We start from the raw sequence: 26,866 nt of genomic DNA, 5'->3' as shown, positions 1-26,866 counted from the left end.
TGCACGACCCGTCGGGCCAAGTCGTAATCGGTGTTAGAGACGTGTGAGAACTCTCCTCTACCGGCCGCCCGCCCACTATCATCCGACCCTCGCGCCGGGGTCGGGGAGGATACGACTCGAACTTCCGCTCCAGATTCCGCACGCGTAAGCAGTAGCGCATTGGTGTTATCGGTCTGTGGGCTCGCCGAGTCTCATTGCGAGGGCGGTGACCTCTCTGCGGGATGCTGTTCCGGTTTTTCGCAGCAGATTCGAGACGTGGACGCTGACTGTCTTCTCGCTGATGAACAGCGCGCCGGCGATCTCCGCGTAGGTTCGGCCGGCGACGAGGTGGGTCAGCACCTCGCGTTCCCGCTTCGTCAGGGTTGTGAACGGCGCGGGGACGACGTCATCGTTGCTGGGGGCAAGCGGTTCCTCGAGTGGAATCCTGCCGATCGCAGCCAGCGCGAGTGCCTGGCGCCGCAGCGGGACGGCTTCTTCCAGTACTGCGAATCGGTACACCGTCCGCAGTGTGGCGGCGACGGTTGACGGCCGGGCGCCCTCATTGAGCAGGGCCTGGACCCACCGCCAGGAAGCGATCATCTGCTCCCACCGCAGACCGGCGGCTTCGCACAGCCGGGATGCCTTCTCCCACGGTGTCGAGCTGGGCCGCTCGCCGACGCAGCGCCCGGTTTCCGCCTGATAGAGCGCCTCAATCGCCGGCTGCACCAGGTCCTCGGAGTCGAGTACATCGAAAGCGGGATGGGGAAGGCTGTCGTGGAGGGCGATGAGCCGGTCGAGGGTGGTCCTGGCCTTTCTGACACCTTCCCGGTCGTGGTGATCGCGTGCGCCCTGGGCCAGGTCTGCCGCGGCTCGCGCGCTCCACATGAGCATCTCGTCACCGACCCGCTGATCGGTGACCTGCAGAGTCATCGTCCGCTCGAGCAGGTCGAGGGCGGGCTCGGGCTGCTGCCTCGCGAGCAGGTACTCGGCCAGGATCGGCGGGGCCCCCATCCCGGCTCGGGTTTCGAGGGTGGGAATCAGGTCCGCCGCCCGTTGGAGGTGCATCTCGGCGGTCTCCAGTTCGCCGCGACGGGTCGCCAGCAGTGCTGCGTCCAGCCTGGTCCCCGCGCTCGCACTGCCACTGCCGGGGAGGGCGAGACCTTCGCGGATGACGCTGCTGCTGTCCGACAACCGCCCCAGCGCCATCAGTTGACGCGAGGCCATGTTGGCCAGCCGGACCGCGCCCTGGATCGCGTCTGCCTCGAGCGCGCGCTGGAATCCCTCCTCCGCCACCTGGGCGGCCTTCGTGATGTCGCCGTGGTAGCGGAGTTGGTGGTGCTTCATGATCGCCGACCACGCGATCACCTCCGGGTCGCCGGATGCCTGGGCGTATTGCGCGGCGAGCTCGAGGCAGTCGTCCGAGCGCTTCAGGTCCGATCGCCTGGTGGTCAGCGACAGCACTCCGTAGGCGACGCTGAGGGCCGTGCCGTCACCGGAATGCTGAGCTGCCTCGATCGCCGCCTCCGCGTGCCGTCGCGATGCCTGGTGGTCACCGCTCCATACCTCGCAGGAGCTGAGATTGGACAGGGCGTTGGCGTACTCGGCCCGATCGGGGAACGGCTCGCTCAGCCGCACCGCTCGCCTGGCCTCGGCGAGTGGTTGGCCTTCGACTCTGTCCAGCTGGTAGGCGGCGTCGGACCAATCGAGCAGCAACCGGCACGCGTGCAGCGGGTCCTCTTCCGGATCGACGAGGTCGAGCGCGCGGCTCAATGCATCGATACTCGTCTCGACGTCGCCGACCAGATGACTTGTCCGCGCCAGGTCTTCCATGAGTCGTACCTCGCCGGCGACGTCGGCGGTCTTGCCGTGATGCACGGCCGGCCACAGTCTGGCGGCTCGGCGCAGATGGCCGGCCGCCTCCTGTGGCGCCCGGATCTTCTGGGCCAGCTCGGCGGCCCGCATCGAGGCACCGAGAGCGGCCGCTGGATTGTTCGCCGCCTCATGGTGCAGGGCAAGATCACCCTGCCTGCGTACTTCGTCGATGCCGACGCTGGAGCCGCCTTCGAGTGCCGCGGCCCACGCCGCATGGATCGGCGCGGCGGCACCCGGGGCGAGGGTGGTACTGAGGACGTCGGCGAGAAGCGGATGCCGGAACCAGCACGCGTCAGGTCCTTGCGCGATGAGGATCCCTTGATTCGTTGCTTCGGCGACAGCCGCGTGGACGTCCGGCAACCCCAGAGTCGCCGCCACCGCCATCAGATCGCTGAACGCTGCCGGTCGTCCACCAACCGCCAGCAGACTCGTCGTCTGCCGGGCGGGGGCCGAAAGTCGATGCCAGGCAGCAAGAAGAGCATCCGCCAGTTCGACCGGGAGTCCAGGTGGGAGCAGTTCGTCGTCGGTCGTCAGCCCCCTGATGAGCAGCTCGCTGAGGTAGGGGTTCCCGTCGGACCGGCGTACCACCTCCGCGACCAGGCGAGGTTGGGGCCGGCCGCCGATGATCATGGCGATCTGTTCTTCGGTCTCGTCCCTGCTCAGTCTCGCCAGGCGCATCTCTGCCACGCCCGGCAGCCGTCTCAGTTCGGCCAGCCAGTTGTGCATCGGATGACCGGCGCCGAGTTCCTCGTCGCGATGGGTCGTCAGCACCGCGAGGCGCTGGTTGCGGAAACCGGCGATGAGGTAGGCGAGGGCGTCACGGGAGGCAAGGTCGGCCCACTGGACGTCGTCCACGACCAGGAGAGCCGGATGACGAGCCGCGATCGCCAGTACCAGCGCTTCGATCACGGGCAGGAGCCGTTGATGGCCGTTGGACGATCCGCCGAGGGAAGGCAACAGCTCCGCCGCGCCGTCGACGGATTCGAGCACGTCGGCGACCTCTGCCGGATCGGCAGCCGTCACCCAGCCGTCCAGAGCTCGTACCAGCGGGAGGTACGGCGAATCGACGGAGCCGAAGTGGAGGCACTGCGCCCACAACACCACGGCACCCCGACGGGCGGCGTCCTCACAGGCACGCCTCACCAGCCGGGTCTTGCCCACCCCGGCCTCACCGCGCACGAAGACCGCGGACGGCCGTCCCTCAGCGGACCGCTGAATCGCCGTTTCGAGGATCCGCTGCTCGTCCGCCCGCCCCGCAAGGAACGTCGGTTGTCCGGCCAACTTCTCACCCCCACGCCCAAGTCTGCGCTGTCGAGCCGAGATCTGAGGGTCTTTTCCGCATTTCTGAGGAGATTCGGCGGATGTGGGTCCAGGCCCCGCGGGCCCAGCCTGGAACCAGGCAACGACAAGAGGGGGGCGACGGTGATGTTGACTGCGGAACTGGTACTGATCGTCGGGATGGCTTGTGGAGTGGGCATCCTGGTGCTGGCCGGCCTGCTGGCAGGCCGTGATGACGAGCTCGACCCCGAGGTCGAGTCCACGAACTGGCGCCGGGCGGATGCCGAGGTGATCTCGGTGCTGCGGTCGGGGGACCGCACGTTCCTGCTGGTCCGGTTCCCGGTAGGAACCTCGCTGATCCGCAACGACGTGCGGTACCCGCTGCCAGGCGGCGCCCCGCACGCCGGACAGCGGGTACCGATCAAGTACGACCCGGCAGCACCGGCCCGGATCGTCTTCGACCTGCCCAGGTACAACTCGCTGACCAAGCTCAGCTGACCGTCGCTGCCTCGCGCAGCGACCTGCGGACGATCGAGGCGCCGATCAGTGAGATGGCGAAGACCACGCTGAATGCGATCGCGCCGTCGACCAGCGCGGACATCAATCCGCCGGCGGTGACGATCGCACCCAGCGCCGGGGCGCCGATGCCCTGGGAGATGTAGCCGACCAGATAGCCGCCGGAGACCATGCTCGCGCGGTGGTGTGGCGCGGCGTACCGGTTCAGGATGGTCAGCCCGCCGGCGAAGTTGAAGGAGTATCCGATTCCGGCACAGGCCGAGGCGAGGAAGAAGACCACGATCGCGTGCGTCGTACCGGTGACGACGAACAGCCACACCGCGCCGGCCGAGAAGACGGCGCCGACGATCACGGCGGTCCACAGGTTCAGCCTCTTGGCCAGCAGGGCGGTGGCCGAGATCGAGACAGCGAAGACCGACAGCAGTGCGCCGGTGAGCAGGGCGTTGTCCGAACGCGCGAGTTGATGGGCGATCCTGGCGCCGAGCGGAAGGACCAGCGATCCGAGCATGAACGACGAGGCGAACGCGATCGAGCCGGCCGCGAAGATCCAGCGGTTGCCGCGCGGGATGACGATCGCGCGGATCCGCCAGCGCGATCGCGTCTCGTTGGGTGTGTGCCGCGGCAGCCCGAGGGCGAAGAAGGCGACGGCAAGGATCGTCAGCGCCAGCACGACGAAGGTCAGCCGGAGCGGGTACGGCGCGTACTGCGACAACCCGCCGCCGACCAGCATCGCCAGCGCGATGCCCAGGGCGGAGACGGCGGTACCGATCGCGCCGGCGCGCTTGTCGGCGCCGGCTGCGCTGAACTCGACCATGGCCACGCTCGCCGGGCTGAGTGACAGGCCGACGCCGAGGCCCATGAAGGCGCGGCCGACCAGCAACAGGGTGACGTCCCTGGCCAGGATGAACAGCACTACGCCGGCGAGTTCGGCGGCCAGGCCGAGCAGTATCGCCGCCCGCCGGCCGATGTGGTCGGACAGGTTCCCGAAGATGACCAGGACAGGGATCAGCGCGATCGGGTAGGCGGCGAAGATCCAGGCCACGGTGGTCGACGTGATGCCCCAGTCGGCCTGATAGAGCGGGTAGATCATCGTCGGGCACGCGCTGGTCCACAGCGCGAGCGCGACGACCGCGCCCGCTGTCCAGAAACTGGCGCGCTCACTGAGCGATCGCACGGGTCCTCCAAGTGCTGCGGCAGACCGCCGCCTAGCTGAGTTGATTTTCTGAACCTAGCATCTCCTGGGTATAGTTCCATAACTCAGCTCGGAAGGTGGACCGGATGCCGAAGTCGCTGGGCAGGGACTCGACCTGCTCGATCGCGCGCAGCCTGGAAGTGCTCGGCGACCGCTGGACACTGCTGATCCTGCGCGAGGCGCTGATCGCGGGGTCGACCCGGTTCCAGGAGTTCCGTGAGGCGCTCGGCATCGCCCCGAATCTGCTGACCCAGCGGCTCACGTTCCTGATCGACGAGGGGTTGCTGACCCGCCGTACGTATCGGGAAGAGGGCGCCCGGGCGCGGGACGAGTACGTTCTGACCGAGAGCGGCCGCAGTCTCAACCTGGTGATCGCCGCGCTCAGCGATTGGGGCAGGACCTGCCGGCCGCGTCCGGACGGGACTTCGCCGGCGTTTGTTGCCGAGGACTCCGGGGTGCCGGTCCGCTTGGCGTTCGTGACCGGCGACGGCGACCAGGTGGACGCAGAGCGGTTGGTCGGCCGTCGCACCCCCGACCGCGAACTCGCCGACCGCTGACGCCGCACCGCCTGACTCTTGGCCGGCGGCCTGCAGCACCCGCCGCCGACCCAGGCCTGCCTGGTCGAAGCCCTGGCCCGCCCCTTGGTGCTAAAGCGAGGTTCGGGCAGCTGACTCGGTGCTCCGACCAGCGGCACGGTGTCGTCGCCCCGTCCAGGATGGAAGGGTTAGCTCACGGTCGATTTGACCTCGTCGGTGTGGAGGCTGAGCCAGGTTTCGAAGGTTTGGAGGTCGGGGTTGAGTTCGCGGACCAGGTTGAGGTCGCGGTCGCCGGTGAAGCGGGCTGAGTCTTCGGCGTAGTACTGGAACATGTTGGCGAACTCGACTGCCATCGGGAAGTTGAACTGGCGGAAGTCGTCCCAGGTGTGGGGCTGGTAGGTGACCTCTTCGCCGAGGGCCTTGCTGAGGGCGGCGGCGTACTGGTTGCCGGTCAGGTGGTCGCCGGCGATGCTGACGGTCTTGCCGATGAACTCGTCGCCGCGCTTGAAGATGCCGAGGGCGGTCTTGCCGATGTCGACGCCGGCGATGCCGGACAGCGGCTGGTCGGCCATCGGGAGGGTGAGGATGAGCTTGCCGTCCTCGCCGCGGATCGGGCCCATGCCCTGCAGGATCGCCTCGAAGTAGAAGGTGGTCTGCAGGAACGTCGTCGGTACGCCGTACTTGGTGAACAGCTCGTTGGCCTCGCCCTTCGCATCGAAGTGCGGGACCTTGTACCGGCCATCGTCGAGGCTCGGCACCCGGTCGGTGTCGCCGAAGTGGCCGCGGGTGTCCTCAAGCGTCGACCAGATGACGTGTGCGACGCCGGCGTCCTTCAACGCCCGGGCGGCGTTGTCGGCCTGCTCGAGTTCCATCTCCGCGCGGGTCCGGGCGGCCTCTTCCTCAGGCGTGCGCTCGACCCAGTAGTTCGTCACCACATAGGCGCCGTGCGCGCCGTCGAACGCCTTCCGCAGGCTCGCCTCGTCGTCGAGGTCGGCCTCGACCACCTCGGCGCCGGCCGCGGCCAGGGCCTTCGACTTGTCCGACTGAGCGTTCCGGGTCAGCGCCCGTACTGCGAACCGCTGCTCGGGGTCGGCCAGTATCGCCTGGACCAGCCCGCCGCCCTGCGAACCGGTAGCCCCGACCACGGCGATGAGCTTCTTGTCTGTCATCGAAATTCTCCCTCGAAGATGTTGGGTTGATGTGTCAACCTAAAGCGAGCATAGCGCGCTTGGTTGATGTGTCAACCCCGTCGGGTAGGATGGTGCTCGTGGCGAACGAACCGTGGCTCGACGACGACGAGCAGAAGGCCTGGCGCAGCTATCTGCTGATGCGCAAGACGCTGGAGACGCACCTGGCCCGGCACCTGCAGCGGGAGTTCGGCCTGTCCGAGTCCGACTTCGAGATCCTGGTCAACCTGTCCGAGTCCGAGACCGGCCGGATGCGGGCCTACGAGCTGGGTGAGGCGACCCAGTGGGAGAAGAGCCGGATGTCGCACCACCTGACCCGGATGGAGAAGCGGGGGCTGATCCGGAAGGAGGCCTGCGAGGCTCGCTACCCGGAGATCGTGCTGACCGACGAGGGCCTGGCCGCGATCAAGGCCTGCGCGCCGGTACATGCCGGCCGGGTCCGCGAGTTCTTCATCGACGTACTGGGCAAGGAGCGGGTGGTCGCGTTGGGCGAGGCCGCCGCCGAGGTTGTCGACGCGGTCGACAAGCACCAGCGGACCGACTGCCCGCCAGAGGTACGGGGCTGCGGCTGAGAGGCGCTCTCAGGGAGGTCTCAGCAGAACTTGACCCCGGCTTGAGGTTCTCTTGGCGTGCGCCTGAGGCCCCCGGCGCGAAGCTCGTGACATGGTCACCACAGCGATCGATCCTCACTCAGACCGCACCCGTTGGCTGCGCAGGTCCGCAGCGGCTGCCATCGCCACCGTCGTCCTCGGGATCACCGGGACGGGGCTGGCGGTGGGCATCGTCAGCGCGCGCCAGCCCGACGACTCGGGCGGCGGCGCCCAGGCCACCAGCTCCGACGACAGCGGCAGTACTTCCGACAACGGCTCGGGTAGCGGAAGCAGCTCAGACAGCAGCGGCACTGGGCTCGGGTCTGCTCAGCAGGACGCTCCCACCCAAGGCGGGAGCAACGGCTCATGACCGCCTCGCGTACCTGGCAGGCGTGGAGCTGCACCGTCCGCCTGACTGTTGACGACCCCGTAGTACTCGGTGCGGCTACCGGCGCTCTCAAAGCGCTGATGGATCGCGTGGACAAAGCAGCCAGCCGTTTCAGACCGGACTCCGAGCTGTCCGCGGTCAACACCCGCGCCGGCTCCATGGTCCCGGTCTCCCGCCTACTGGTCGACCTGGTCGACGTAAGCCTCGTCGCGGCCTCCAACAGCGGCGGTGCCGTCGACCCGACCGTAGGAGCCGCCGTAGTCGCCGCCGGCTACGACAGTGACATCGAGATCGTCCGCACTCGCCTCCCCAAGGCCACCCGACCCACGACCCCCGCCCCTGGCTGGCAGCAGGTCCGGTTGAACCGCAAGATCGCCATGGTCGGTGTTCCCGAGGGCACCTCCCTCGATCTGGGTGCCACAGCCAAGGCCTGGACTGCAGACCGGGCGGCCCTGGTCCTCAGCAAGCGGCACGGCTGCGCAGTACTGGTCGAGATCGGCGGAGACCTCCGTGCAGCCGGTACGCCAGCTGAGCCCTGGGTAATCCGAGTAGCGGAACGCGAAGGCGAAGAAGGCGTCGCCGTAACCCTCGCCCACGGCGGCCTGACCACCTCCACCCGTACTGCGAGGAGCTGGCTGACCTCAACTGGCCATGCCCACCACGTCATCGACCCTCGCACCGGCCAGCCCGCCGACGGCCGCTGGCGCACAGCATCGGTCTGGGCGCCGACCGCCGTACGAGCCAACACCTTCAGCACTGCCCTCATCGCGACCGGTGAGGCAGCACTAGGGCGACTGACTCTCGCCGGACATCCGGCGCGACTCATAGCCGGCGATGGCGAGGTCACCGAGCTGTCGGGCTGGCCCTCCGCGAGCAGGGCCGCCTGATGACGTTGTGGTACCTGGCCCGCGCGGCCGGCGTGATGGCCCTGATCTTCTTCACCCTGGCCGCATCGCTCGGCGCACTGGGCTCGGGGAGCAAAATGCCGGAGCGGCGGTTCTGGCTGCAGTACGTCCACAGGTCAGCCGCTGTGACCGGCCTGCTGCTCCTGCTCGCACATGTCGTGGCAGTGATCGCCGACAGCTTCGTGGACATCACTGTGTCGGTCCTCGTCTGGCCCTTCGGCTCCGGATACCGGCCGTTCGCGATGGTGGTCGGAGTGCTTGCGTTCTACGCCCTGATCCTCGCAGCACTCGTCGGTGCCGCCCGGGGCAGGCTTGCGCGCTCCGAGGCCTTCACCAGGCGCTGGCGCTCGATCCACATCGCCGCCTCCATCGGCTGGCTCCTGGCAGTCGGCCACAGCCTGCTGGCCGGCACTGACCGCGGTACGCCGTGGATGCTCGCGATCACTCTCACCTGCTTGGCGGTCGTCGGCGCATCCGTCGCCGTACGCCTCCGGAGCAGGACAACGACCGCTCGGCTGGTGAGGACCTCATGACGATCCTGCAAGAGACCCCTACGCCCCTGCGCGCCATCGGGCAGCCCCGCCTGCTTGCCGGGCTGGCCACCGGTCGTGCAGACCTCCCACGGCACCTCCAGGTGCACGGCCCACTCCCGGAGCTCAGCAGAGAGGCCTACGCCGAGCTAGCGACGGCTGTAGGTCTCAGGGGTCGAGGGGGAGCGGCCTTCCCGGTCGCACTCAAGCTTGCGGACCTCCCGTCCAGGGGGATCGAGGCAGTAGTGATCAACGGCTCCGAGAGCGAGCCGGTCAGCCGCAAGGACCGTCTACTCCTCACCATGGCACCGCACCTGGTACTGGACGGCGCTACCGGTCTGGCACGCGCATTGAAGGCGCCACTGGTTCTAGTAGCCGTGCACGACCCCTCCGCGGCCGCCTCGGTGAGGGCTGCGCTCCTAGAACGGCAGGACGGCGTAGAGGTGCAGGTCGCTGATACACCCGGCCGCTTCGTCGCGGGCGAGGCACGAGCCGTGTTGAGCGTGTTGGAGGGCGGCGCACCGGTTCCGCCTGGCCGGAAGGTGCTGCCGACCAGGAAGGGCTACAACCGGCGTCCGACCTTCCTGTCCAATGTCGAGACCTTCGCTCAGCTCGCAGTACTGGCTCGGCTCGGTGCCCACGAGTTCAGCAGCACCGGGCTGATCAGCGAGCCGGGGACTCAGCTCCTGACGATCGACGGCGCAGTAGAACGACCAGGAGTCGTCGAGACTCCGACCGGCACCCCACTAGAGGCAGTACTACGCTTCGCCGGCGCCTCCCCAGGCCCCGTGCTGGTCGGCGGGTACCACGGCAAATGGCTACCGACCGGCCTGAGCCGCCCCGAGACGACCGGCGGCGCAGGCATCGTCCTAGCGCTCGGTACGGACACCTGCCCGCTTGGCGAGGTCCATCGGGTCGCCCAATGGCTGGCGAGCCAGTCCGCGGGCCAATGCGGCCCCTGCGTCTTCGGACTGGCCGCCCTGGTCGACGACTTCGCCAGGTTGCTGAAGGGAGATCCGGCCGGCTGGCACGACGCGCAACGGCACCTGGGGCTGGTACCGGGTCGTGGTGCCTGTGCGCACCCGGACGGATCGGCTCGCTTCCTCGCCTCGGCACTCGAGGCCTTCGACGACGACATCCGGCAGCACCTGGCCGGCGGCTGCGGCCGCGCGGTCCGGGGTGTGCTGCCAGTACCCGGAGGTACCTGGTGAACAAGCTGGAGCTCGACTGGACCCGCTGCGACGGCCACGGCCTCTGCGGGACCCTCCTGCCCGACGAGGTCTGGCTCGACGAATGGGGTTTCCCGGTCATCCGGAACCGTGAGATCACCCCTGGTGAACGGGCGAACGCGCGCCGCGCAGTACTGGCCTGCCCGGCTCTTGCGCTGCGGCTGACGAGGTCTGTTAAAGGTGATTCGTAAGGCATCGGAAAGGACCGTCCCGACACCACACCAGTGACAGAAGTGGACTAATCTCTGAGGGAGGGACACAGAGTCGTGTCGCTCGGCGCAGAGCGCCGCTTTTGTCACGCGTGGAGACGGTGGGGAATGCAGAGCAAGCTGGACGTCCAGAAGGCGGATGTGCTCGCCAAGGCGGTGGCCGCGGGGTCGCACGGCAAGGACCAGTCGGTTGATGCCGGCAAGTTACGGACCTTCCTGGAGCGGTACTACCGCTACGTCGCCGCAGAGGATGTCGCCGAGCGGCAGCCGACCGACTGTCTGGGCGCCGCCAAACACCACTACAAGTCCGCGCTCTCCCGGCCGCAGGGTACCGCCAAGGTGCACGTCTTCACGCCGACCGTCGAGGAGCACGGCTGGTCCGCGAACGGCCGGACGGTGGTCGAGATCGTGATCGACGACATGCCGTTCCTGGTGGACAGCGCGTCGATGGTGATCACCGACCACAACCTCGAGCTGCAGTTGCTCGTGCACCCGCAGTTCGTGGTCCGCCGCGACGTCGCAGGCACCCTGCAGGAGGTGCTCGACGACGCGGCCGCCGCGGACGAGCACGACCTGGTCCGGGAGAGCTGGATGCACCTGGAAGTCGAGCGGATCGCCGACCCCGCGGACCACCGCGCGCTGGAGCAGGCGCTGCAGCGGGTGCTCGGCGACGTGCGTGAGGCCGTCGAGGACTGGCCGAAGATGCACGAGAAGGCCGTCTCGATCGCCGAGTCGCTGGACCCGTCGGAGCTGCCGGTCGGCGCGGGAGAGGTCGAAGAGGCCAAGGAGCTGCTGGAGTGGCTCGCCGACGAGCACTTCACCTTCCTCGGCTACCGCGAGTACAGCTTCACCATGAACGGCGAGCAAGGCGTCCTGCGCGGCATCCCGGGCACCGGCCTGGGCATCCTGCGGCCGGACCCGAAGCTCGACGAGAACGCCGGCAAGCTGCCGCCGGAGGTGAGCGCCAAGGCCCGTGAGCGCAAGCTGCTGATCCTCACCAAGGCCAACTCGCGCTCCACCGTGCACCGCTCGTCGTACCTGGACTACGTCGGCATCAAGCAGTTCGACGAGAACGGCGAGCCCGTCTCCGAGCGCCGGTTCATCGGGCTGCTCTCCTCCACGGCGTACACCGAGAGCGTCATGCAGGTCCCGGTACTGCGCCGCAAGGCGATCGAGCTGTTCAAGCAGACCGGCTTCGACCCCAACAGCCACAGCGGCAAGGGCCTACTGGACGTACTGGAGACCTACCCGCGCGACGAGCTGCTGCAGGCGCCGGTGGAGGACCTGCTGCCGATCGTGCAGTCGGTGCTGCACCTCCAGGAGCGCCGTGCGGTCAAGCTGTTCGTCCGCCGCGATGTCTACAACCGGTACCTGTCCTGCCTCGTCTACCTGCCGCGTGACCGCTACACCACGGCAGTGCGGCTCAAGATGCAGCAGATCCTCAAGGACGCGATCGGCGCCGAGTCGGTCGACTACGCCGCCTACGTGACCGAGTCCGTGCTCGCGCGGGTGCACTTCGTCGTCCGGATGAAGCAGGGGTCGACGGTAGGCGATTTCGACGCCGAGATCCTCGAGCAGAAGGTCGTCGAGGCGACCCGTGCCTGGCAGGACGACTTCAACGTCGCGCTGCACGCCGACGGCGGCGACGGAGCCGTCACCCGGCTGGCCAGCCAGTACGCCGGTGCCTTCCCCGAGGCGTACAAGGAGGACTTCGACGCCCGGATCGCCGTGCGCGACGTGAAGATCCTGGACGCCCTCCCGGCCGACGACGGGCTGTCCATGTCGCTCTACACCCCGATCGACGAGGAGTGGGAGGGCGAGCGCCGGTTCAAGGTCTACCGGACCGGTACAGCGCTGTCCCTGTCGCAGGTACTGCCGCTGCTGACCCACATGGGCGTCGAGGTGATCGACGAGCGGCCGTACGAGATCCGCCGGCCCACGGGTACGGCGTACATCTATGACTTCGGCCTCCGGGCGCCGCAGGGTTCCGAGGAGAAGGAGGAGCTGCGGCAGCTCTTCTCCGACACGTTCCAGGCGGTCTGGGAAGGCCGGGCGGAGAGCGACGCGCTCAACGCCCTGGTACTGCGGGGCAGCCTCAGCTGGCGACAGGTCTCCATCCTGCGGGCGTACCAGCGCTACATCCGCCAAGGCGGCACGCCGTTCAGCCAGAGCTACATCGAGAACACCTTCCTCAACCACGTGGAGATTGCGAAGCTCCTGGTCCAGCTGTTCGAGACGAGCTTCGACCCGGCCCGAGGCGAGGCCGACGACCCCAACCGGGTGATCGCGGTGGAGCAGTTGCAGAAGGAGATCGGCACCGCGCTCGACACGGTGAAGAGCCTCGACGAGGACCGGATCCTGCGGTCGTACCTGACCGTCATCAAGGCGACGCTGCGGACGAACTACTTCCAGCCGGCCGCTGATGGCTCTCCCCGGACCTACATCTCGTTCAAGCTGGAGCCCAAAGCGATCCCGGACCTGCCGCAGCCGCGGCCCGCGTACGAGATCTTCGTGTACTCGCCGCGGGTCGAGGGCGTGCACCTGCGCTTCGGCGCCGTCGCGCGTGGTGGGCTGCGCTGGTCGGACCGGCGAGAGGACTTCCGGACCGAGGTGCTGGGCCTGGTGAAGGCGCAGATGGTGAAGAACTCGGTGATTGTGCCGGTGGGCGCGAAGGGCGGGTTCTACGCCAAGCAGTTGCCGGATCCTTCCGTTGATCGCGACGCCTGGCTGGCCGAGGGCATCGCGTCGTACAAGACCTTCATCTCGGGGCTGCTGGACATCACGGACAACATCGTTGCCGGGGACATCGTTCCGCCGTCGTCGGTGGTCCGCTATGACGGTGACGACGCCTATCTGGTGGTTGCCGCGGACAAGGGGACGGCGACGTTCTCGGACATCGCGAACGGGGTGGCCAAGGAGTACGGGTTCTGGCTGGGTGACGCCTTCGCGTCGGGTGGTTCGGTCGGGTACGACCACAAGGCGATGGGGATCACCGCGCGCGGCGCGTGGGAGTCGGTCAAGCGGCACTTCCGCGAGATGGGCCACGACTGCCAGAACACCGACTTCACCGTGGTCGGTGTCGGGGACATGTCGGGTGACGTGTTCGGCAACGGGATGCTGCTGTCGGAGCACATCCGGCTGGTCGCGGCGTTCGACCACCGGCACATCTTCCTCGACCCGTCGCCGGACGCGGCTGCCTCCTTTGTCGAGCGGCGGCGGCTGTTCGACCTGCCGCGGTCTTCGTGGGCGGACTACGACCCCGCGCTGATCTCGGCCGGTGGTGGCGTCTACCCGCGGACCGACAAGGCGATCCCGATCTCGGCCGAGGTCCGCGAAGCGCTCGGCCTGGAGGGGCACCCGGACGCGCTGACGCCGAACGAGTTGATGCAGGCGATCCTCAAGGCACCGGTCGACCTGTTCTGGAACGGCGGCATCGGTACGTACGTGAAGGCCACCGCCGAATCGCACGCCGATGTCGGCGACAAGGCCAACGACGCGATCCGGATCAACGGGTCACAGCTGCGGGCCCGTGCCGTCGGCGAGGGCGGCAACCTCGGCTTCACCCAGCTCGGCCGGATCGAGTACGCGACCGCCGGCGGCCGGATCAACACCGACTTCATCGACAACGTGGCCGGCGTGGACACCTCCGACCACGAGGTGAACATCAAGATCCTGCTCGACAAGGTGGTCGCCGACGGTGACCTGACCGAGAAGCAGCGCAACGACGTGATCGCGTCGATGACGGACGAGGTCGCCGCGCTGGTGCTGAAGTCGAACTACCGGCAGAACATCGGGCTGGCCAACGCGACCGCGCAGGCCGCGGCGCTGATGCACGTCCACCAGGACTGGGTCCGGCGGCTGGAGAAGCAAGGCCTGCTCGACCGGGAGCTGGAGTTCCTGCCGAGCGTCGCGGAGTTCAAGCGGCGCAAGGCCGAGGGGCGCGGGCTGACCTCGCCCGAGCTGTCGGTGCTGATCGCGTACACGAAGATCGTGCTCGAGGCCGAGCTGCTCAAGACCTCACTGCCGGATGACGACTACCTGGCCGCGAAGCTGGTGTCGTACTTCCCGAAGGCGATCCAGGACCGGTTCGCGGAGCCGATGAAGTCGCACCAGCTGCGCCGGGAGATCATCACCACGCAGGTGGTGAACGAGTTCATCAACTCGTCCGGCATCACGGCCTACCACCGGTTGTCGCTGGAGACGGGCGGATCGGTCGAGGACGTCGTACGGGCGAACCTGGCCGCGTCGAGGATCTTCGCCCAGCCGGAGCTGCTGGCTCGCAATGCCGAGCTGGACAACGTGGTGCACGCCGCGACGCAGACCGCGATGCGGCTGGAGACGCGGACGCTGGTCGAGCGCGCGACCCGCTGGCTGGTGTCGAACCGGCGCTCTCCGGTCGACATCGCCGAGCTGATCGAGTTCTTCGCACCGGGGATCGCCAAGCTCACCGCGGCCCTGCCCGACGTACTCCGGGGTCGCGAGCTCGCTCTCTACGAGCAGCGGCGTGAGGCGCTGGTGGCCGAGGACGTGCCGGAGGAGTTCGCGACCCGGATCGCGGTACTGCCGCCGGCGTACGCGGCGCTGGGGATCGTGGAGACGGCGGACCGGGCCGACCTCGACGTACTGGAGGTCGCCAAGGTCCACTTCGCGCTGGGCGAGCGGCTGCAACTCGGCCTCTTCCTGGAGCGCATCATCGGACTGCCGCGGACGGATCGCTGGCAGACGATGGCCCGCGCCGCCCTCCGCGACGACCTGCACGCGGTGCACGCACGGCTCACCCGTCAGGTGCTGGCGTCGACCGACGCCGCCGCCGATCCGGAAGACCGCGTCCGGGCCTGGCAGGACCTGAACTCGACGGCCCTGTCCCGCGCCGCCACGATGATGGAAGAAATCGTCGAAACAGAGGGGCCGGAACTGGCTCACCTGTCCGTAGGCCTCCGCCTGGTCCGCACCCTCATCAACAACCAAGCGTGACCACAGGTCGTCACACCCCGGAGCAAGGCTAGGCTTCGGGGCGTGGCGACGCTTGGGGACATGGTGGGGCGCAGTGAGTATCCGGGGCGTGGGGTGGCGATCGGGCGGGATGTCGACGGCGTGCCGTTTGCCGCCTATTGGCTGACCGGGCGAAGTCCGGCGTCTCAGCAACGGGAGCTGGTCGTTTCGGAGTACGAGATCGTCGTCCAGGACATCCGGGGCGAGGCCAGTGACGAACTGCGGCACTACACGGCCGCGATCCGCACCGAGGACTGGGTCATCGTCGGCAACGGCAGCCACGTCCACGAACTCGCCGCGGCGCACGGCGACTGCGTCGACCTGCAGGTCGTACTCCGCAACATCGACTACGAACCCGACCCGCCCATCCGCACCCCCCGAATCTTCGCCGGAGCCGTCACCGAGGGCCCCGAGCTGATGGACGTCGTCGTCGGCTCCGCCCGCTCGTACTCCGCCGACCAGGTCCAGCACCCGTCCCTGTTCCTCCGCCGCTCGGAGGAGGCAACAGCCGGCGTCGTCAGCACCTACTCCGGCACCGCCGCCGAGGTAGTCACCGACGGCTACCCAATCGTCGTCGCGGTGGGTGAGGAATGGGAGTCCCTCCCCGACCTCCTCTGGAACCGCCTGAACCCGGCCCTGCGAGTTGCCCTGGCCGTCATCCCCCTGTACAGCGAAACCTTCGAGGACACGATCATCCGCTCGCGGTGACCCCTACCGCTCGCGTTTCCATTTCCGCAACCGCCGCACCGCCGACGGGGCCGCCCCGCCACACTGAACCCACACCTGCGTCCGCAACGCGAAGAACGAATAGTGGCTGCGCCCGGCCAGGTCGCACACCTCTTCAGTCATGAACCATGGCAGGGCGCCCGCCAACACGGCCGGAGCGCCGTAGAGGAAGTCGTGCATGTCGATCGGATGCCAGGCCGCGAAGCTGATCGCCAGCGGCAGCACCACGATCGACAGCAGATAGGCCGCGGCGAAGAAGACCTCCTCGCCCTGGGGCACTGCCGGCTCGGACGCCGCCGCGTGCCGGGGGGCAGCCTGCTCGGGCAACGGAAACCACTCCAGCCCTCGAAGCCGGATCTTCCGCTTCGGCCGCCGAGGCTCGTCGAGCTCGTCCTCGAAGTCTTCTCCGTGGTCGACCTCATCCGACTTACCCGCAGCCATCCGTAGATGGTCTCACCCAGCCTCAGGTCAGCGGTCGCTGACGATGACTTCTACTGAGTACTGGTCGGCGCGGTAGCAGTGGTCGCCGAATTCGACGGGGGAGCCGTCGGCGTCGTAGGCGCTGCGGGTCATGGTGACCAGTGGCTCGGCCTTGGACATGTGGAGGGTGCGGCGTTCCTCGGCGGTCGCGTTGCGGGCGCCGATGCGCTGGCGGGCGACGGTGGGGCGGATGCCGCGGGCGCGCAGTACGGCGTACAGGCCGTCGGTTTCGAGGAGGTCGGTGGTCAGGTCGGCCATTGCCGGGGGCAACCAGTTGCGGAGGATCGCGAGCGGCTGGTCACCGGCGTACCGGAGCCTGACGATCGACACCAGCGGTGTGCCGGCCGGGAGGCTGAGCGCCTCGGCCGCGCGATCGTCCTGAGCGGCACAGACCAGGGACAGTACGTCGGTACGCGGAGTGCGACCCTCACGGACCAGATCGTCGTACAGGCTGGTCAGCTCGGCGCGGCGATGCACCATCTGGTTGGCGACCGTCGTGCCGATGCCGCGGCGGCGGACCAGCAGGCCCTTGTTGACCAGCTCGGAGATCGCCCGGCGCACGGTCGGCCGGGACAGGCTGAGCCGGCCGGACATCGCCAGCTCGTTCTCGAACGGGTCGCCGGGGCGCAGGGTGCCGTCGCTGATCGCGGCGGTCAGCTGCTCGGCGAGCTGGTGGTAGAGCGGCACCGGGCTCGTCCGATCGATCTGGATCGGGAGGGCGGCCATGTCCGGATGTTACAGCAAGGAGGTATGTATGTCCCGACGTGAAAATGTGCTTACAAAGTATTGACACGCCTGGTGCGGCCAGGAAAGCTGACGGGGCGAACCAGCACCGCGGGTGGGCTGGTCCGGCGGACAGCCGCGAGCCTTGACGAGAGGGAAGCCAGGATGCGAATCGGGTTGGTCGGGACCGGGCGGATCGGGGCGTTCCACGCCGCGACGCTGAAGAGTCTGGCGGTGGTGGAGCAGGTCGTCGTCACGGACGTCGACGCGAGCCGGGCGGAGCTGGTCGCCAAGGATCTCGGCCTGGAGTTCGCCGCCTCGGTGGACGAGCTGCTGGCGAGTGGCATCGACGGGTTCGTGATCGCCGCGGCCACCTCCGCGCACGCCCGCCTGATCGAGCAGGCCGTCGCGGCCGGCATTCCGACCTTCTGCGAGAAGCCGGTCGCCATCGATCTCGGTGAGACACAGCGGATCGTCGAGCTGGTCGAGGGCTCGAACGTGCCTGTGCACATCGGCTTCCAGCGCCGGTTCGATGCCGGGTACCGCTCCGCGCAGGAGCAGGTCGCGAGCGGTGAGCTCGGCTTCATCCACCACATCCGCGCGAACACGAACGACGCATTCCCGCCGCCACGCGAGTACATCCCGACCAGCGGCGGCTTCTTCCGCGACTGCACGGTGCACGACTTCGACATCATCCGGTTCGTCACCGGTCGCGAGGTGGCCAGCGTCTTCGCCACCGGCGCGAACCGGGGCGAGTCGTTCTTCGGCGAGTACGGCGACATCGACGCTGCCGCCGCGCTGCTGACGCTCGACGACAGCACCTTCGTCGCGGTGAGCGGCACCCGCTACAACGCGGCCGGCCACGACGTACGGATGGAGGTGCTCGGTTCGCTCGGCTCGATCGCGGTCGGTCTGGATGAGCACACCGCGTTGCGCTCGGCCGAGCCCGGCGTCCTGTTCCCCGGCGGACAGTCGCACGGAACCTTCATGGACCGGTTCCAGCCGGCGTACGTCGCCGAGCTGACCGCGTTCACCGAGGTGGTCGCCGGTACCCGCGCCGTCCCCTGCACTGTCCGCGATGCCTTGCAGGCCTTCCGCATCGCCGACGCCTGCGAACTGTCCCGACGCGAGAACCGCGTAGTTGCCTTGGAGGAGATCGGCCGATGAGTGACGTTGCCACCAGGATCGCCGGAGCGCCCATCTCGTGGGGCGTCTGTGAGGTCCCGGACTGGGGTTGGCAGTACGACCCGGAGACGGTGCTGGCGCAGATGCGCGAGGTGGGCATCGCGGCGACCGAGTTCGGGCCGGACGGGTTCCTGCCCGACGATCCGGCCGACAAGGCGAAGGCGCTCGCGGATCTCGGGTTGCGGGCGGTTGGTGGGTTCGTGCCGGTTGTGCTGCATGACCCTTCGCATGATCCGGCTCCTGAGGTTGCGCGTGCTCTGGAAGGGTTTGTCGCTGCTGGGGCCGGCACGTTGGTACTTGCGGCCGCGACCGGTGCGGATGGGTATGACGATCGGCCTGTACTCGACGACGCCGGCTGGGCCACGTTGCTGGCCAACCTCGACGCGCTGGCCGGGCTGGCTTTCAAGCAGGGGGTCACAGCGACGCTGCACCCGCATGTCGGCACGATGGTCGAGAACGCCGAAGACGTCGACCGGGTGCTGGCCGGCTCGACGATCGGGCTCACGCTCGACACTGGGCATCTGTTGATCGGTGGGGTCGACCCGGTGGCCTTGGCGTTGAAGCACACTTCGCGGATCCTGCACACGCACCTCAAGGATGTGGACGCATCCTGGGCCTTGAAGGTTCAGACGGGTGAGGTCAGCTACACGGACGCCGTACGGGCCGGGATGTACCGACCGTTGGGTGGCGGTGACATCGACCTGGCCGCGATCGTGTCGGCGCTGGAGAAGTCCGGCTATGACGGCTGGTACGTGCTGGAGCAGGACACGATTCTGACCGGGCGGCCTGATGGGGAAGGGCCGCTGGCCGACGTACGGGCCAGTATCGAGCATCTGCGGCGGATTGCCGAGGCGGTCTGATGGCCGACGACGTACTCACCATCGGGCGGATCGGGGTCGACCTGTATCCGCTGCAGACGGGGACACATCTCGAGGACGTCGAGAGCTTCGGCAAGTTCCTCGGCGGCAGCGCGACCAACGTCGCCGTCGCCGCCGCCCGGCACGGCCGGAAGGCGGCGGTGATCAGCCGGACCGGGAACGATCCGTTCGGCACCTTCATCCATCGCTCGCTGCTCGAACTGGGGGTCGACGACCGGTTCGTGACGCCGGTCGAGGGGTTGCCGACGCCGATCACGTTCTGCGAGATCTTCCCGCCGGACAACTTTCCCTTGTACTTCTACCGGTTCCCGAAGGCGCCGGACCTGGTGATCAACCCGTCCGAGCTCGATCTGGACGCTGTGCGTGATGCCTCGATCTACTGGTCGACGGTCACCGGGTTGTCGGCGGAGCCTTCGCGGACCGCGCACTTCACCGCTTGGGAAGCCCGCGGGCGGCGGCCGTTCACCGTGCTCGACCTGGACTACCGGCCGATGTTCTGGGCGGATCCGAGCGAGGCCCACGAACAGGTTTCGCGGGCGCTGCAACACTGCACTGTTGCCGTGGGCAACCGTGAGGAGTGCGAGGTCGCCGTCGGCGAGACAGACCCCGACAAGGCAGCCCAGGCGCTGCTGGACCGCGGCCTGGACCTGGCCGTCGTCAAGCAAGGCCCGAAAGGCACGCTGGCCCGCACCCGCGACGAACGAGTTGAGGTCCCGCCCTTCCCCGTAGAGGTCGTCAACGGCCTAGGCGCCGGCGACGGCTTCGGCGGCGCCCTCTGCCACGGCCTCCTCGCCGGCTGGCCCCTCGAAAAGATCATCCGCTTCGCCAACATCGCCGGCGCCATCGTCGCCTCCCGCCTCGAATGCTCCACCGCCATGCCCACCGAATCCGAAGTACTAGCCCTACTGGAGACCTCCCCATGACCGCCGACAACCTCGGCGACCCCAGCCCCCACCCAACCAACCCCCACACCAACGAGCCGCACACGAGCGCGCCGCGCACGAGCGAGCCGCGAGCTGGCGAGCAGCGCATGGGCGCCGACGGGGACGAGCTCGGTGAGGCCGGGCTGTACGCAAGCAGCCCCCGCACGAGCGAGCCAGGCACGAGCGAGCCGCACACGAGCGAGCCCCGCGCTGGCGAGCTGCGCGCGAGCGCCGACGACGGCGACCTAGGTGAGGTCGGTCTGTACGCAAGCAAATCCCGCACGAGCGAGCGCCCCACGAGCGAGCCGAGCATGGGCGAGCGCCCCACGAGCGAGCCGAGCATGGGCGAGCGCCGCGCGAGCGAGCCGAGCATGAGCGAGTCCCGCACGAGCGAGCCGAGCATGAGCGAGTCCCGCACGAGCGAGCCGCGCATGGGCGAGCCCCGCACGAGCGAGCCGCGCATGGGCGAGCGCCGCACGAGCGAGCCGGGCATGGGTGAGCCCCACGCTGGCGAGCCGGGCACGAGCGAGCCGCGCGCGATTGGCGACGGTGGCGAGGTCGGTGAGGCTGGGCTGTATGTGAGCGAGCCTCGTGTGGCCGGGCCTCGCGAGAGCAGCGCTGGGCAGGCGAGTGCTGGCGGGGCTCTTGAGAGCAACGGTGCTGTTGACGCTGGCGGTGGTGCTGGTGAGGGTGTGCTGGGTGGTGGTGGAGGTGGGGTTGAAGCGAGGGTGGTGAGCCCGCGAAATGGCGGGGTAAGTAGTGGTTGGGCGGGTTCTGAACTGGGGGTTGAGGTGAATCCGACTGAGATCAGGGTGCGGTATCCGGAGCGGATTGCTGAGGGGTGGCAGCAGCGGCGGCGGCGGGAGTTGGTGGGGGAGGATGGGCGGCTGCTGATCGTGGCGGCTGATCATCCGGCTCGGGGCGCGCTCGGGGTGCGGGACGATCGGATGGCGATGGCCAGCCGACCGGCGTTGATCGATCGGCTTTGTACCGCGCTGCGGCGGCCTGGCGTCGACGGTGTGCTCGCGACGCCGGACATCCTCGAGGACCTGCTGCTGCTCGGTGCGCTCGAGGGCAAGGTCGTGATCGGGTCGATGAACCGTGGCGGGCTGCAAGGCGCGTCGTTCGAGCTGGACGACCGGTTCACGGCTTACGGTACTGCGGATGACATCGCCGGGCGCAGGCTGGACGGCGGCAAGATGCTGACCAGGATCTGCCTCGACGACCCCGGTACGGTCGCGACGCTGGAGAGCAGCGCGCGGGCGGTGACCGAACTCGCCGAACGCAAACTGATGGCGATGGTCGAACCGTTCTGGTCAGTACGCCGCGACGGCCGCGTCACCAACCTCCTCGACCCGGACTCGGTCATCAGGTCGATCCACATCGCCTCCGGCCTCGGCGCCACCAGCGCCTACACCTGGCTCAAGCTCCCGGTCGTCGACGACCTGGCCCGCGTAATGGATGCAACCACCCTCCCGACCCTCCTGCTCGGCGGCGACCCGACCGTCGCCCCCGAAGAGACCTACGCCTCCTGGGGCAAAGCCTTGAGCCTGCCCTCGGTCCGAGGTCTCGTAGTAGGCCGAGCCCTACTCTTCCCACCCGACGGCGACGTAGCCGCCGCCGTAGACCAAGCCTCATCCCTAGTCCACGGAGGCGCCGCATGACTGAGTGGTTCCGTCCCGCACGCTCTACCGCACGGGACGGCTTCGATGTGGTTGTCAGCCCCGGTGAGAAAGACTGGGAACACACGGGCCTGTACGTCGGTACGCTGCGGCCGGGGCAGTCCGTGGAGATCGAGACCGGGGACTCCGAGTGGCTGGTGTTGCCGTTGTCGGGGTCGGCTGAGGTGGTCGTTGACGGGGAGACTGTTGCGCTCGGTGGACGGGCTGATGTGTTTGCCGGGGCGACTGATCTGGCGTACGTGCCGCGCGGTACGACGATGGCTGTTGTCAGCGCCGGAGGTGCCCGGATCGCGTTCCCGCATGCGCGGGCGGCGTCGGTCCATCCGTTCCGGCGGATCGGGGTTGAGCAGGTCGAGACCGAGCTGCGGGGTGCGGGTGTCGCCTCCCGGCAGGTGCGGAACTTCGGTACGCCGGCGGTGCTCGAAGCCGATTCGATCATCGCCTGCGAGGTGCTCACCCCGGCCGGGAACTGGTCGTCGTACCCGCCGCACAAGCACGACGAGCACAAGCCTGGCAAGGAGAGCGTGCTCGAGGAGATCTACTACTTCGAGCTGCAGCTCTCCGACGCTGCTCCTGAGGTTGTCAAGGGCAACGACCCGATCGGCTACCAGCGGGTCTACGGCACCGACGACCGCCCGATCGACGTATTGGCTGAAGTACGCAGCGGGGATGTGGTCCTGGTGCCACACGGTTGGCATGGTCCTGCGATGGCGCCTCCTGGTTATGACATGTACTACCTGAACGTGATGGCCGGCCCCGGCACCGAACGCGAGTGGCTGATCAGCGACGACCCCCGCCACGGCTGGGTCCGCGAACTCTGGAAGACGGAGAAGGTCGACCCGAGGCTGCCCTTCGGGAGCAGCGAGTGATCGCGCCGGCCAAACTGCCGCGCGCCGGGGCGGTGGCCTGCCGGGTCGGTGGTGGGTTGATGGGTGGAATGGCGTCGACGGGTCTTGGAGGAGTCAAATGACGGTGCGTCTTACGGTCGCGCAGGCGCTGGTGCGCTTCCTGAGCGTTCAGTACTCGGAGCGCGACGGCGAGCGGCAGAAGTTATTCGCCGGCTGCTTCGGCATTTTCGGGCACGGGAATGTCGCGGGTCTCGGACAGGCGTTGCTGCAGTCCGAACTCGAGGACCCCGAGGCCTTGCCGTACATCCTGGCCCGCAACGAGCAGGCGATGGTGCACAGTGCCTCGGCGTTCGCCCGGACCCGGGATCGGCTGCAGACCTATGCGTGCACGGCCAGCGTCGGACCCGGCTCGACCAACATGATCACCGGGGCGGCGCTCGCCACGGTGAATCGGCTGCCTGTGTTGCTCCTTCCGTCGGATGTTTTCAGCACCCGGGTGGCCACGCCGGTGCTGCAGGAACTGGAGAGCACCACCGCCGGCGATGTCTCCGTCAACGACGCGTTCCGCCCCGTCTCGAAGTACTTCGACCGGATCTGGCGCCCTGAGCAACTACCCTCGGCCCTGCTCAACGCGATGCGCGTCCTGACCGATCCGGTGGAGACCGGTGCGGTCACGATCGCGCTGCCGCAGGACGTGCAGGCGGAAGCCTTCGACTGGCCCGAGGAGCTGTTCGCCGAGCGCACCTGGTACATCGCTCGCCCGTTGCCGGAGGCATCTATTGTCGGCAAAGCGGCAGAGCTCATCCGGTCTTCGAAGAAACCCCTGATCGTGGCCGGTGGCGGCGTCGCCTACTCCCGCGCCCAGGACGCCTTGCGGGAGTTCGCCGAGCAGACCGGCATCCCGGTCGCGGAAAGCCAAGCTGGCAAAGGATCTCTGCGCTACGACCACCGGCAGTCGGTCGGCGCGGTCGGGTCCACGGGCACGACGGCCGCGAACGCGCTGGCCCGCGAGGCCGACCTGGTGATCGGCATCGGCACCCGCTTCGCGGACTTCACGACGGCGTCGCGGACCGCCTTCCAGAACCCGGACGTCCGGTTCGTCAACATCAACGTGGCGCGCTTCGACGGTGGCAAGCATGCTGGTCTCCCTGTTGTCGCCGATGCCCGGGAAGCCCTTGTTTCGTTGGCTTCCCAGCTCGGTGATTGGTCGGTGGAGGACCAGTACAGATCATTGACCGCCGAGCTCGCAACCCGGTGGGACGCGATTGTGGACAACGCCTACAACCCGCCGGCAGAGGTGACGAGCAAGCTGGCCGAAGGACTGCTCACCCAGGGCGAGGTTCTCGGTGCCGTCAACGAATTGTCGGCGGCGTCTGATGTGGTGGTGTGCGCAGCCGGTTCGATGCCGGGTGACCTGCACAAACTCTGGCGGACTCGCGATCCGAAGGGATACCACGTCGAATATGGCTACTCCTGCATGGGATACGAGATCGCCGGCGGACTGGGCGTCCGCCTCGGCGCACCCGAGCGCGACGTCTTCGTCCTGGTCGGCGACGGGTCGTACCTGATGATGTCCAGCGAGCTGGTCACCGCGGTCCAGGAGAACGTCAAGATCATCGTCGTCCTGGTCCAGAACCACGGCTTCGCGTCGATCGGCGCCCTGTCCGAATCCCTCGGCTCGCAAAGGTTCGGTACGGCGTACCGGCGGCGCTCCGGCGACGGCCGGCTGGACGGCGACTACCTGCCGGTCGACCTGGCCGCCAATGTGCGCAGCCTCGGCGTCGAGGTGCTGGACGTCAACAGTCGCGCCGAGCTGGAGAAGGCGATCGGTACGGCGAAAGCCGCCGACGGCCCGATCGCGATCCACGTCAGGACCGACCCGCTGATCGGCGCTCCCGACAGCGAGTCCTGGTGGGACGTACCGGTCAGCCAGGCTTCCGAGCTCGACTCGACCCGCGCGGCCTCGGCGAAGTACGAGGAGTTCAAGAAGGCGCAGAAGTCGTACCTCGCACCGGTCGAAGCACCGGTCGAAGGAGGCGGCAATGGGTAGCGTCAAGATCGGCAGCGCGCCCGACTCCTGGGGCGTCTGGTTCGCGAACGACGAGCAGCAGACCCCGTGGCAGCGGTTCCTCGACGAGGTCACCGAAGCCGGCTACACGCGGATCGAGCTCGGTCCGCCAGGGTACCTCCCGACCGATCCCGTCCAGCTGAAGGAAGAGCTGGACAAGCGCGGCCTGGAAGTGACCGCCGGGACGATCTTCGAGCACCTGCACCGGCCCGACTCGTGGGACTCGACCTGGCGTGACGTCTCGGCCGCCGCCGAGCTGGCCGCGGCGATGGGCGCCAAGCACCTGGTGGTCATCCCGTCGATGTGGCGCGGCGACGACGGTCAGGTGATCGAGCCGCGGCTGGATCACGAGGGACAGGCCCGGCACGGCAAGCAGGTGACCGAGCTCGGCCGGCGGATCGCCGCGGAGTACGGGCTGAAGACGCAGTTCCATCCGCATGCGGACGGACACGTGGACAGCCAGGAGACGGTGGAGCGGTTCCTGGCCGAGACCGACGGGGAGCACGTCAACCTTTGTCTGGACACCGGCCACATCAGTTACTGCGGCGGCGACAATCTCGAGCTGATCCGGAAGTACCCCGAACGGATCGGCTATGTGCACCTGAAGCAGGTCGATCCGGTGGTGCTCGCGCAGGCGGAGGCCGACGGGATCGGGTTCGACGAGGCGGTCCGGCGGGGCGTGATGTGCGAGCCGCCGCTGGGTGTGCCCGAGCTGCCGCCGGTGCTGGACGCGCTGGCTGGGCTCGATGCCGATCTGTTCGCGATCGTCGAGCAGGACATGTACCCCTGCCCGCCCGACGTGCCGCTACCGATCGCGACACGAACGCTGAAATATCTGCAGACCCACGGGGGTGGTGGTGTATCCGTATGACGACCAGCAGAGTATTGCTCTGCGGTCACACCCGTACGCCGCGGCGTTACCGCGGAACATCTGAAAGGCTGGTTGGTAGTCATGGTTCGGTGGCAGAAGAAGGCGGTGGCCACGGGGGCGGCGCTCGTGCTGGTCGCGGCGCTGGGCGCCTGTAGTTCCTCCGGCGGCAAGAAGGAGGAGGAGAAGGCGAGCGGCTCGTCCGGCAACGTGGCGACCACGCCACGGATGAAGGTTGCCCTGATCACCCATTCCAAGCAGGGTGACACCTTCTGGGACATCGTCCGCCGCGGCGCCGAGGCGGCCGCGCAGAAGGACAACATCGAGCTGCAGTACTCCTCCGACCCGGACGGCGCCGGCCAGGCCAACCTGGTGCAGACGGCGATCGACTCGAAGGTCGACGGCATCGCGGTCACCCTGAACAAGCCCGACGCGGTGATCCCGAACGTGAAGAAGGCGGTGGCGGCCGGCATCCCGGTGACCGTCCTGAACGGCGGGCTGGACACCTGGAAGACCTCCGGCGCGATCGGGTACTTCGGTCAGGACGAGCGGATCGCGGGTCAGGCGACCGGTGAGAAGCTGAAGTCGCTCGGCGCCAAGAAGGTCATCTGCGTCATCCACGAGCAGGGCAACGTCAGCCTCGAGGCCCGCTGCCAGGGCATCAAGGACAAGTTCGGCGCGGTCGAGAACCTCAACGTCGACGGCGCCGACCAGCCCGGCACGCAGGCGACGATCACCTCGAAGCTGCAGCAGGACAAGGGCGCCGACTACGTCATGGCGCTGAACGCGGGCGTCGCCCTGACCGCCGTCCAGGCGGCCAAGGACGCGGGCTCGTCGGCCAAGATCGCCAGCTTCGACATGAGCAAGGAGATGGCCAAGGCGGTCCAGGACGGCACGGTCGACTTCGCCGTCGACCAGCAGCCGTACCTGCAGGGCTACCTTGCCGTCGACGCGATCTGGCTGAACAAGACCAACGGCGACACGATCGGCGGCGGCGAGGCGACGCTGACCGGGCCGGCGTTCATCGACAAGTCGAACATCGAGGCCGTCGCGAAGTACGCCACGGCCGGAACGCGCTGAGG

At 68.2% G+C, this 26,866-nt stretch carries 23 protein-coding genes; 18 read left to right on the top strand and 5 right to left on the bottom strand.

What is annotated here, in order from left to right:
* Nucleotides 1-165: 165 nt before the first annotated feature.
* On the bottom strand, nucleotides 166-3,132 hold the full coding sequence (locus tag ACIA12_RS17400; protein WP_396367996.1) for a BREX system ATP-binding domain-containing protein: 2,967 nt from the start codon (nucleotides 3,130-3,132) through the stop codon (nucleotides 166-168).
* A gap of 144 nt (nucleotides 3,133-3,276) precedes the next feature.
* Here ACIA12_RS17400 and ACIA12_RS17395 point away from each other — a divergent pair, with 144 nt between their 5' ends.
* Complete coding sequence (locus tag ACIA12_RS17395; protein ID WP_396367995.1) at nucleotides 3,277-3,627, top strand: hypothetical protein; 351 nt, start codon at nucleotides 3,277-3,279, stop codon at nucleotides 3,625-3,627.
* Here the strand turns inward: ACIA12_RS17395 and ACIA12_RS17390 are convergent.
* A complete protein-coding gene (locus tag ACIA12_RS17390) occupies nucleotides 3,620-4,819 on the bottom strand; it encodes an MFS transporter (protein WP_396367994.1) in 1,200 nt (399 codons plus the stop codon). The two genes, ACIA12_RS17395 and ACIA12_RS17390, sit on opposite strands and share 8 nt — an antisense overlap.
* 104 nt (nucleotides 4,820-4,923) lie before the next feature.
* On the opposite strand from ACIA12_RS17390, the gene ACIA12_RS17385 reads away from it, so the two are divergent.
* Nucleotides 4,924-5,394, top strand: coding sequence for a winged helix-turn-helix transcriptional regulator (locus ACIA12_RS17385; protein WP_396367993.1), 471 nt, complete (start codon nucleotides 4,924-4,926; stop codon nucleotides 5,392-5,394).
* A gap of 167 nt (nucleotides 5,395-5,561) precedes the next feature.
* Here ACIA12_RS17385 and ACIA12_RS17380 read toward each other — a convergent pair whose 3' ends face one another.
* Nucleotides 5,562-6,542, bottom strand: coding sequence for an NmrA/HSCARG family protein (locus ACIA12_RS17380; protein ID WP_396367992.1), 981 nt, complete (start codon nucleotides 6,540-6,542; stop codon nucleotides 5,562-5,564).
* 89 nt (nucleotides 6,543-6,631) lie between these two features.
* Here ACIA12_RS17380 and ACIA12_RS17375 point away from each other — a divergent pair, with 89 nt between their 5' ends.
* The 8 genes from ACIA12_RS17375 (at nucleotide 6,632) to ACIA12_RS17340 (ending at nucleotide 16,111) form a co-directional block, all read left to right on the top strand.
* Nucleotides 6,632-7,132, top strand: coding sequence for a MarR family winged helix-turn-helix transcriptional regulator (locus ACIA12_RS17375; protein ID WP_396367991.1), 501 nt, complete (start codon nucleotides 6,632-6,634; stop codon nucleotides 7,130-7,132).
* A gap of 91 nt (nucleotides 7,133-7,223) precedes the next feature.
* Entirely contained in the window at nucleotides 7,224-7,520 is a 297-nt protein-coding gene (locus tag ACIA12_RS17370; protein ID WP_396367990.1) for a hypothetical protein, read from the top strand.
* Entirely contained in the window at nucleotides 7,517-8,425 is a 909-nt protein-coding gene (locus ACIA12_RS17365; protein ID WP_396367989.1) for an FAD:protein FMN transferase, read from the top strand. The genes ACIA12_RS17370 and ACIA12_RS17365 overlap by 4 nt, the downstream gene beginning before the upstream one ends.
* Nucleotides 8,425-8,976 (top strand): hypothetical protein, encoded by a 552-nt coding sequence (locus ACIA12_RS17360; protein ID WP_396367988.1) that lies wholly within the window; start codon nucleotides 8,425-8,427, stop codon nucleotides 8,974-8,976. Before ACIA12_RS17365 ends, ACIA12_RS17360 begins: the two co-directional genes overlap by 1 nt.
* A complete protein-coding gene (locus ACIA12_RS17355) occupies nucleotides 8,973-10,184 on the top strand; it encodes an NADH-ubiquinone oxidoreductase-F iron-sulfur binding region domain-containing protein (RefSeq protein WP_396367987.1) in 1,212 nt (403 codons plus the stop codon). Before ACIA12_RS17360 ends, ACIA12_RS17355 begins: the two co-directional genes overlap by 4 nt.
* Entirely contained in the window at nucleotides 10,181-10,393 is a 213-nt protein-coding gene (locus ACIA12_RS17350; RefSeq protein ID WP_396367986.1) for a ferredoxin, read from the top strand. Before ACIA12_RS17355 ends, ACIA12_RS17350 begins: the two co-directional genes overlap by 4 nt.
* Nucleotides 10,394-10,519: 126 nt before the next feature.
* Nucleotides 10,520-15,385 carry an NAD-glutamate dehydrogenase gene (locus tag ACIA12_RS17345; protein WP_396367985.1) on the top strand — a complete coding sequence of 1,622 codons (4,866 nt, stop codon included), beginning with the start codon at nucleotides 10,520-10,522 and terminating at the stop codon, nucleotides 15,383-15,385.
* Between the two features lie 42 nt (nucleotides 15,386-15,427).
* Nucleotides 15,428-16,111, top strand: a complete 684-nt coding sequence (locus ACIA12_RS17340) for an IMP cyclohydrolase (protein ID WP_396367984.1) — start codon at nucleotides 15,428-15,430, stop codon at nucleotides 16,109-16,111.
* A gap of 3 nt (nucleotides 16,112-16,114) precedes the next feature.
* Here ACIA12_RS17340 and ACIA12_RS17335 read toward each other — a convergent pair whose 3' ends face one another.
* Together ACIA12_RS17335 and ACIA12_RS17330 are read right to left on the bottom strand one after the other, a co-directional pair.
* Complete coding sequence (locus tag ACIA12_RS17335; protein WP_396367983.1) at nucleotides 16,115-16,570, bottom strand: hypothetical protein; 456 nt, start codon at nucleotides 16,568-16,570, stop codon at nucleotides 16,115-16,117.
* 27 nt (nucleotides 16,571-16,597) lie between these two features.
* Entirely contained in the window at nucleotides 16,598-17,335 is a 738-nt protein-coding gene (locus tag ACIA12_RS17330; RefSeq protein WP_396367982.1) for a GntR family transcriptional regulator, read from the bottom strand.
* A gap of 162 nt (nucleotides 17,336-17,497) precedes the next feature.
* Between ACIA12_RS17330 and ACIA12_RS17325 the strand changes: the two genes are divergently transcribed.
* The 8 genes from ACIA12_RS17325 to ACIA12_RS17290 all read left to right on the top strand — a co-directional run bounded on the left by ACIA12_RS17325 (nucleotide 17,498) and on the right by ACIA12_RS17290 (nucleotide 26,864).
* A complete protein-coding gene (locus ACIA12_RS17325; RefSeq protein WP_396367981.1) occupies nucleotides 17,498-18,499 on the top strand; it encodes a Gfo/Idh/MocA family oxidoreductase in 1,002 nt (333 codons plus the stop codon).
* On the top strand, nucleotides 18,496-19,377 hold the full coding sequence (locus tag ACIA12_RS17320; RefSeq protein ID WP_396367980.1) for a sugar phosphate isomerase/epimerase family protein: 882 nt from the start codon (nucleotides 18,496-18,498) through the stop codon (nucleotides 19,375-19,377). Before ACIA12_RS17325 ends, ACIA12_RS17320 begins: the two co-directional genes overlap by 4 nt.
* The gene (gene iolC / locus ACIA12_RS17315) at nucleotides 19,377-20,318 is read left to right on the top strand and encodes a 5-dehydro-2-deoxygluconokinase (RefSeq protein WP_396367979.1); all 942 of its coding nucleotides are present in this window, start codon (nucleotides 19,377-19,379) and stop codon (nucleotides 20,316-20,318) included. The genes ACIA12_RS17320 and iolC overlap by 1 nt, the downstream gene beginning before the upstream one ends.
* 791 nt (nucleotides 20,319-21,109) lie before the next feature.
* Nucleotides 21,110-21,982: a deoxyribose-phosphate aldolase gene (locus ACIA12_RS17310; protein ID WP_396367978.1), complete on the top strand. Its 873-nt coding sequence runs from the start codon at nucleotides 21,110-21,112 to the stop codon at nucleotides 21,980-21,982.
* On the top strand, nucleotides 21,979-22,869 hold the full coding sequence (iolB, locus tag ACIA12_RS17305) for a 5-deoxy-glucuronate isomerase (protein ID WP_396367977.1): 891 nt from the start codon (nucleotides 21,979-21,981) through the stop codon (nucleotides 22,867-22,869). Before ACIA12_RS17310 ends, iolB begins: the two co-directional genes overlap by 4 nt.
* A 97-nt stretch (nucleotides 22,870-22,966) precedes the next feature.
* On the top strand, nucleotides 22,967-24,898 hold the full coding sequence (gene iolD, locus ACIA12_RS17300; RefSeq protein ID WP_396367976.1) for a 3D-(3,5/4)-trihydroxycyclohexane-1,2-dione acylhydrolase (decyclizing): 1,932 nt from the start codon (nucleotides 22,967-22,969) through the stop codon (nucleotides 24,896-24,898).
* Nucleotides 24,891-25,787 (top strand): TIM barrel protein, encoded by an 897-nt coding sequence (locus ACIA12_RS17295; protein WP_396367975.1) that lies wholly within the window; start codon nucleotides 24,891-24,893, stop codon nucleotides 25,785-25,787. Before iolD ends, ACIA12_RS17295 begins: the two co-directional genes overlap by 8 nt.
* Before the next feature lie 81 nt (nucleotides 25,788-25,868).
* Complete coding sequence (locus ACIA12_RS17290; RefSeq protein WP_396367974.1) at nucleotides 25,869-26,864, top strand: substrate-binding domain-containing protein; 996 nt, start codon at nucleotides 25,869-25,871, stop codon at nucleotides 26,862-26,864.
* The last annotated feature ends 2 nt before the right edge of the window (nucleotides 26,865-26,866 follow it).

Origin of the sequence: Kribbella sp. NPDC051620 (assembly GCF_044453825.1) — a bacterium.
GTDB lineage: Bacteria > Actinomycetota > Actinomycetes > Propionibacteriales > Kribbellaceae > Kribbella.
Note: the sequence above shows the minus strand (reverse complement) of the source record. Positions and strands in the feature narration are given on the sequence as shown.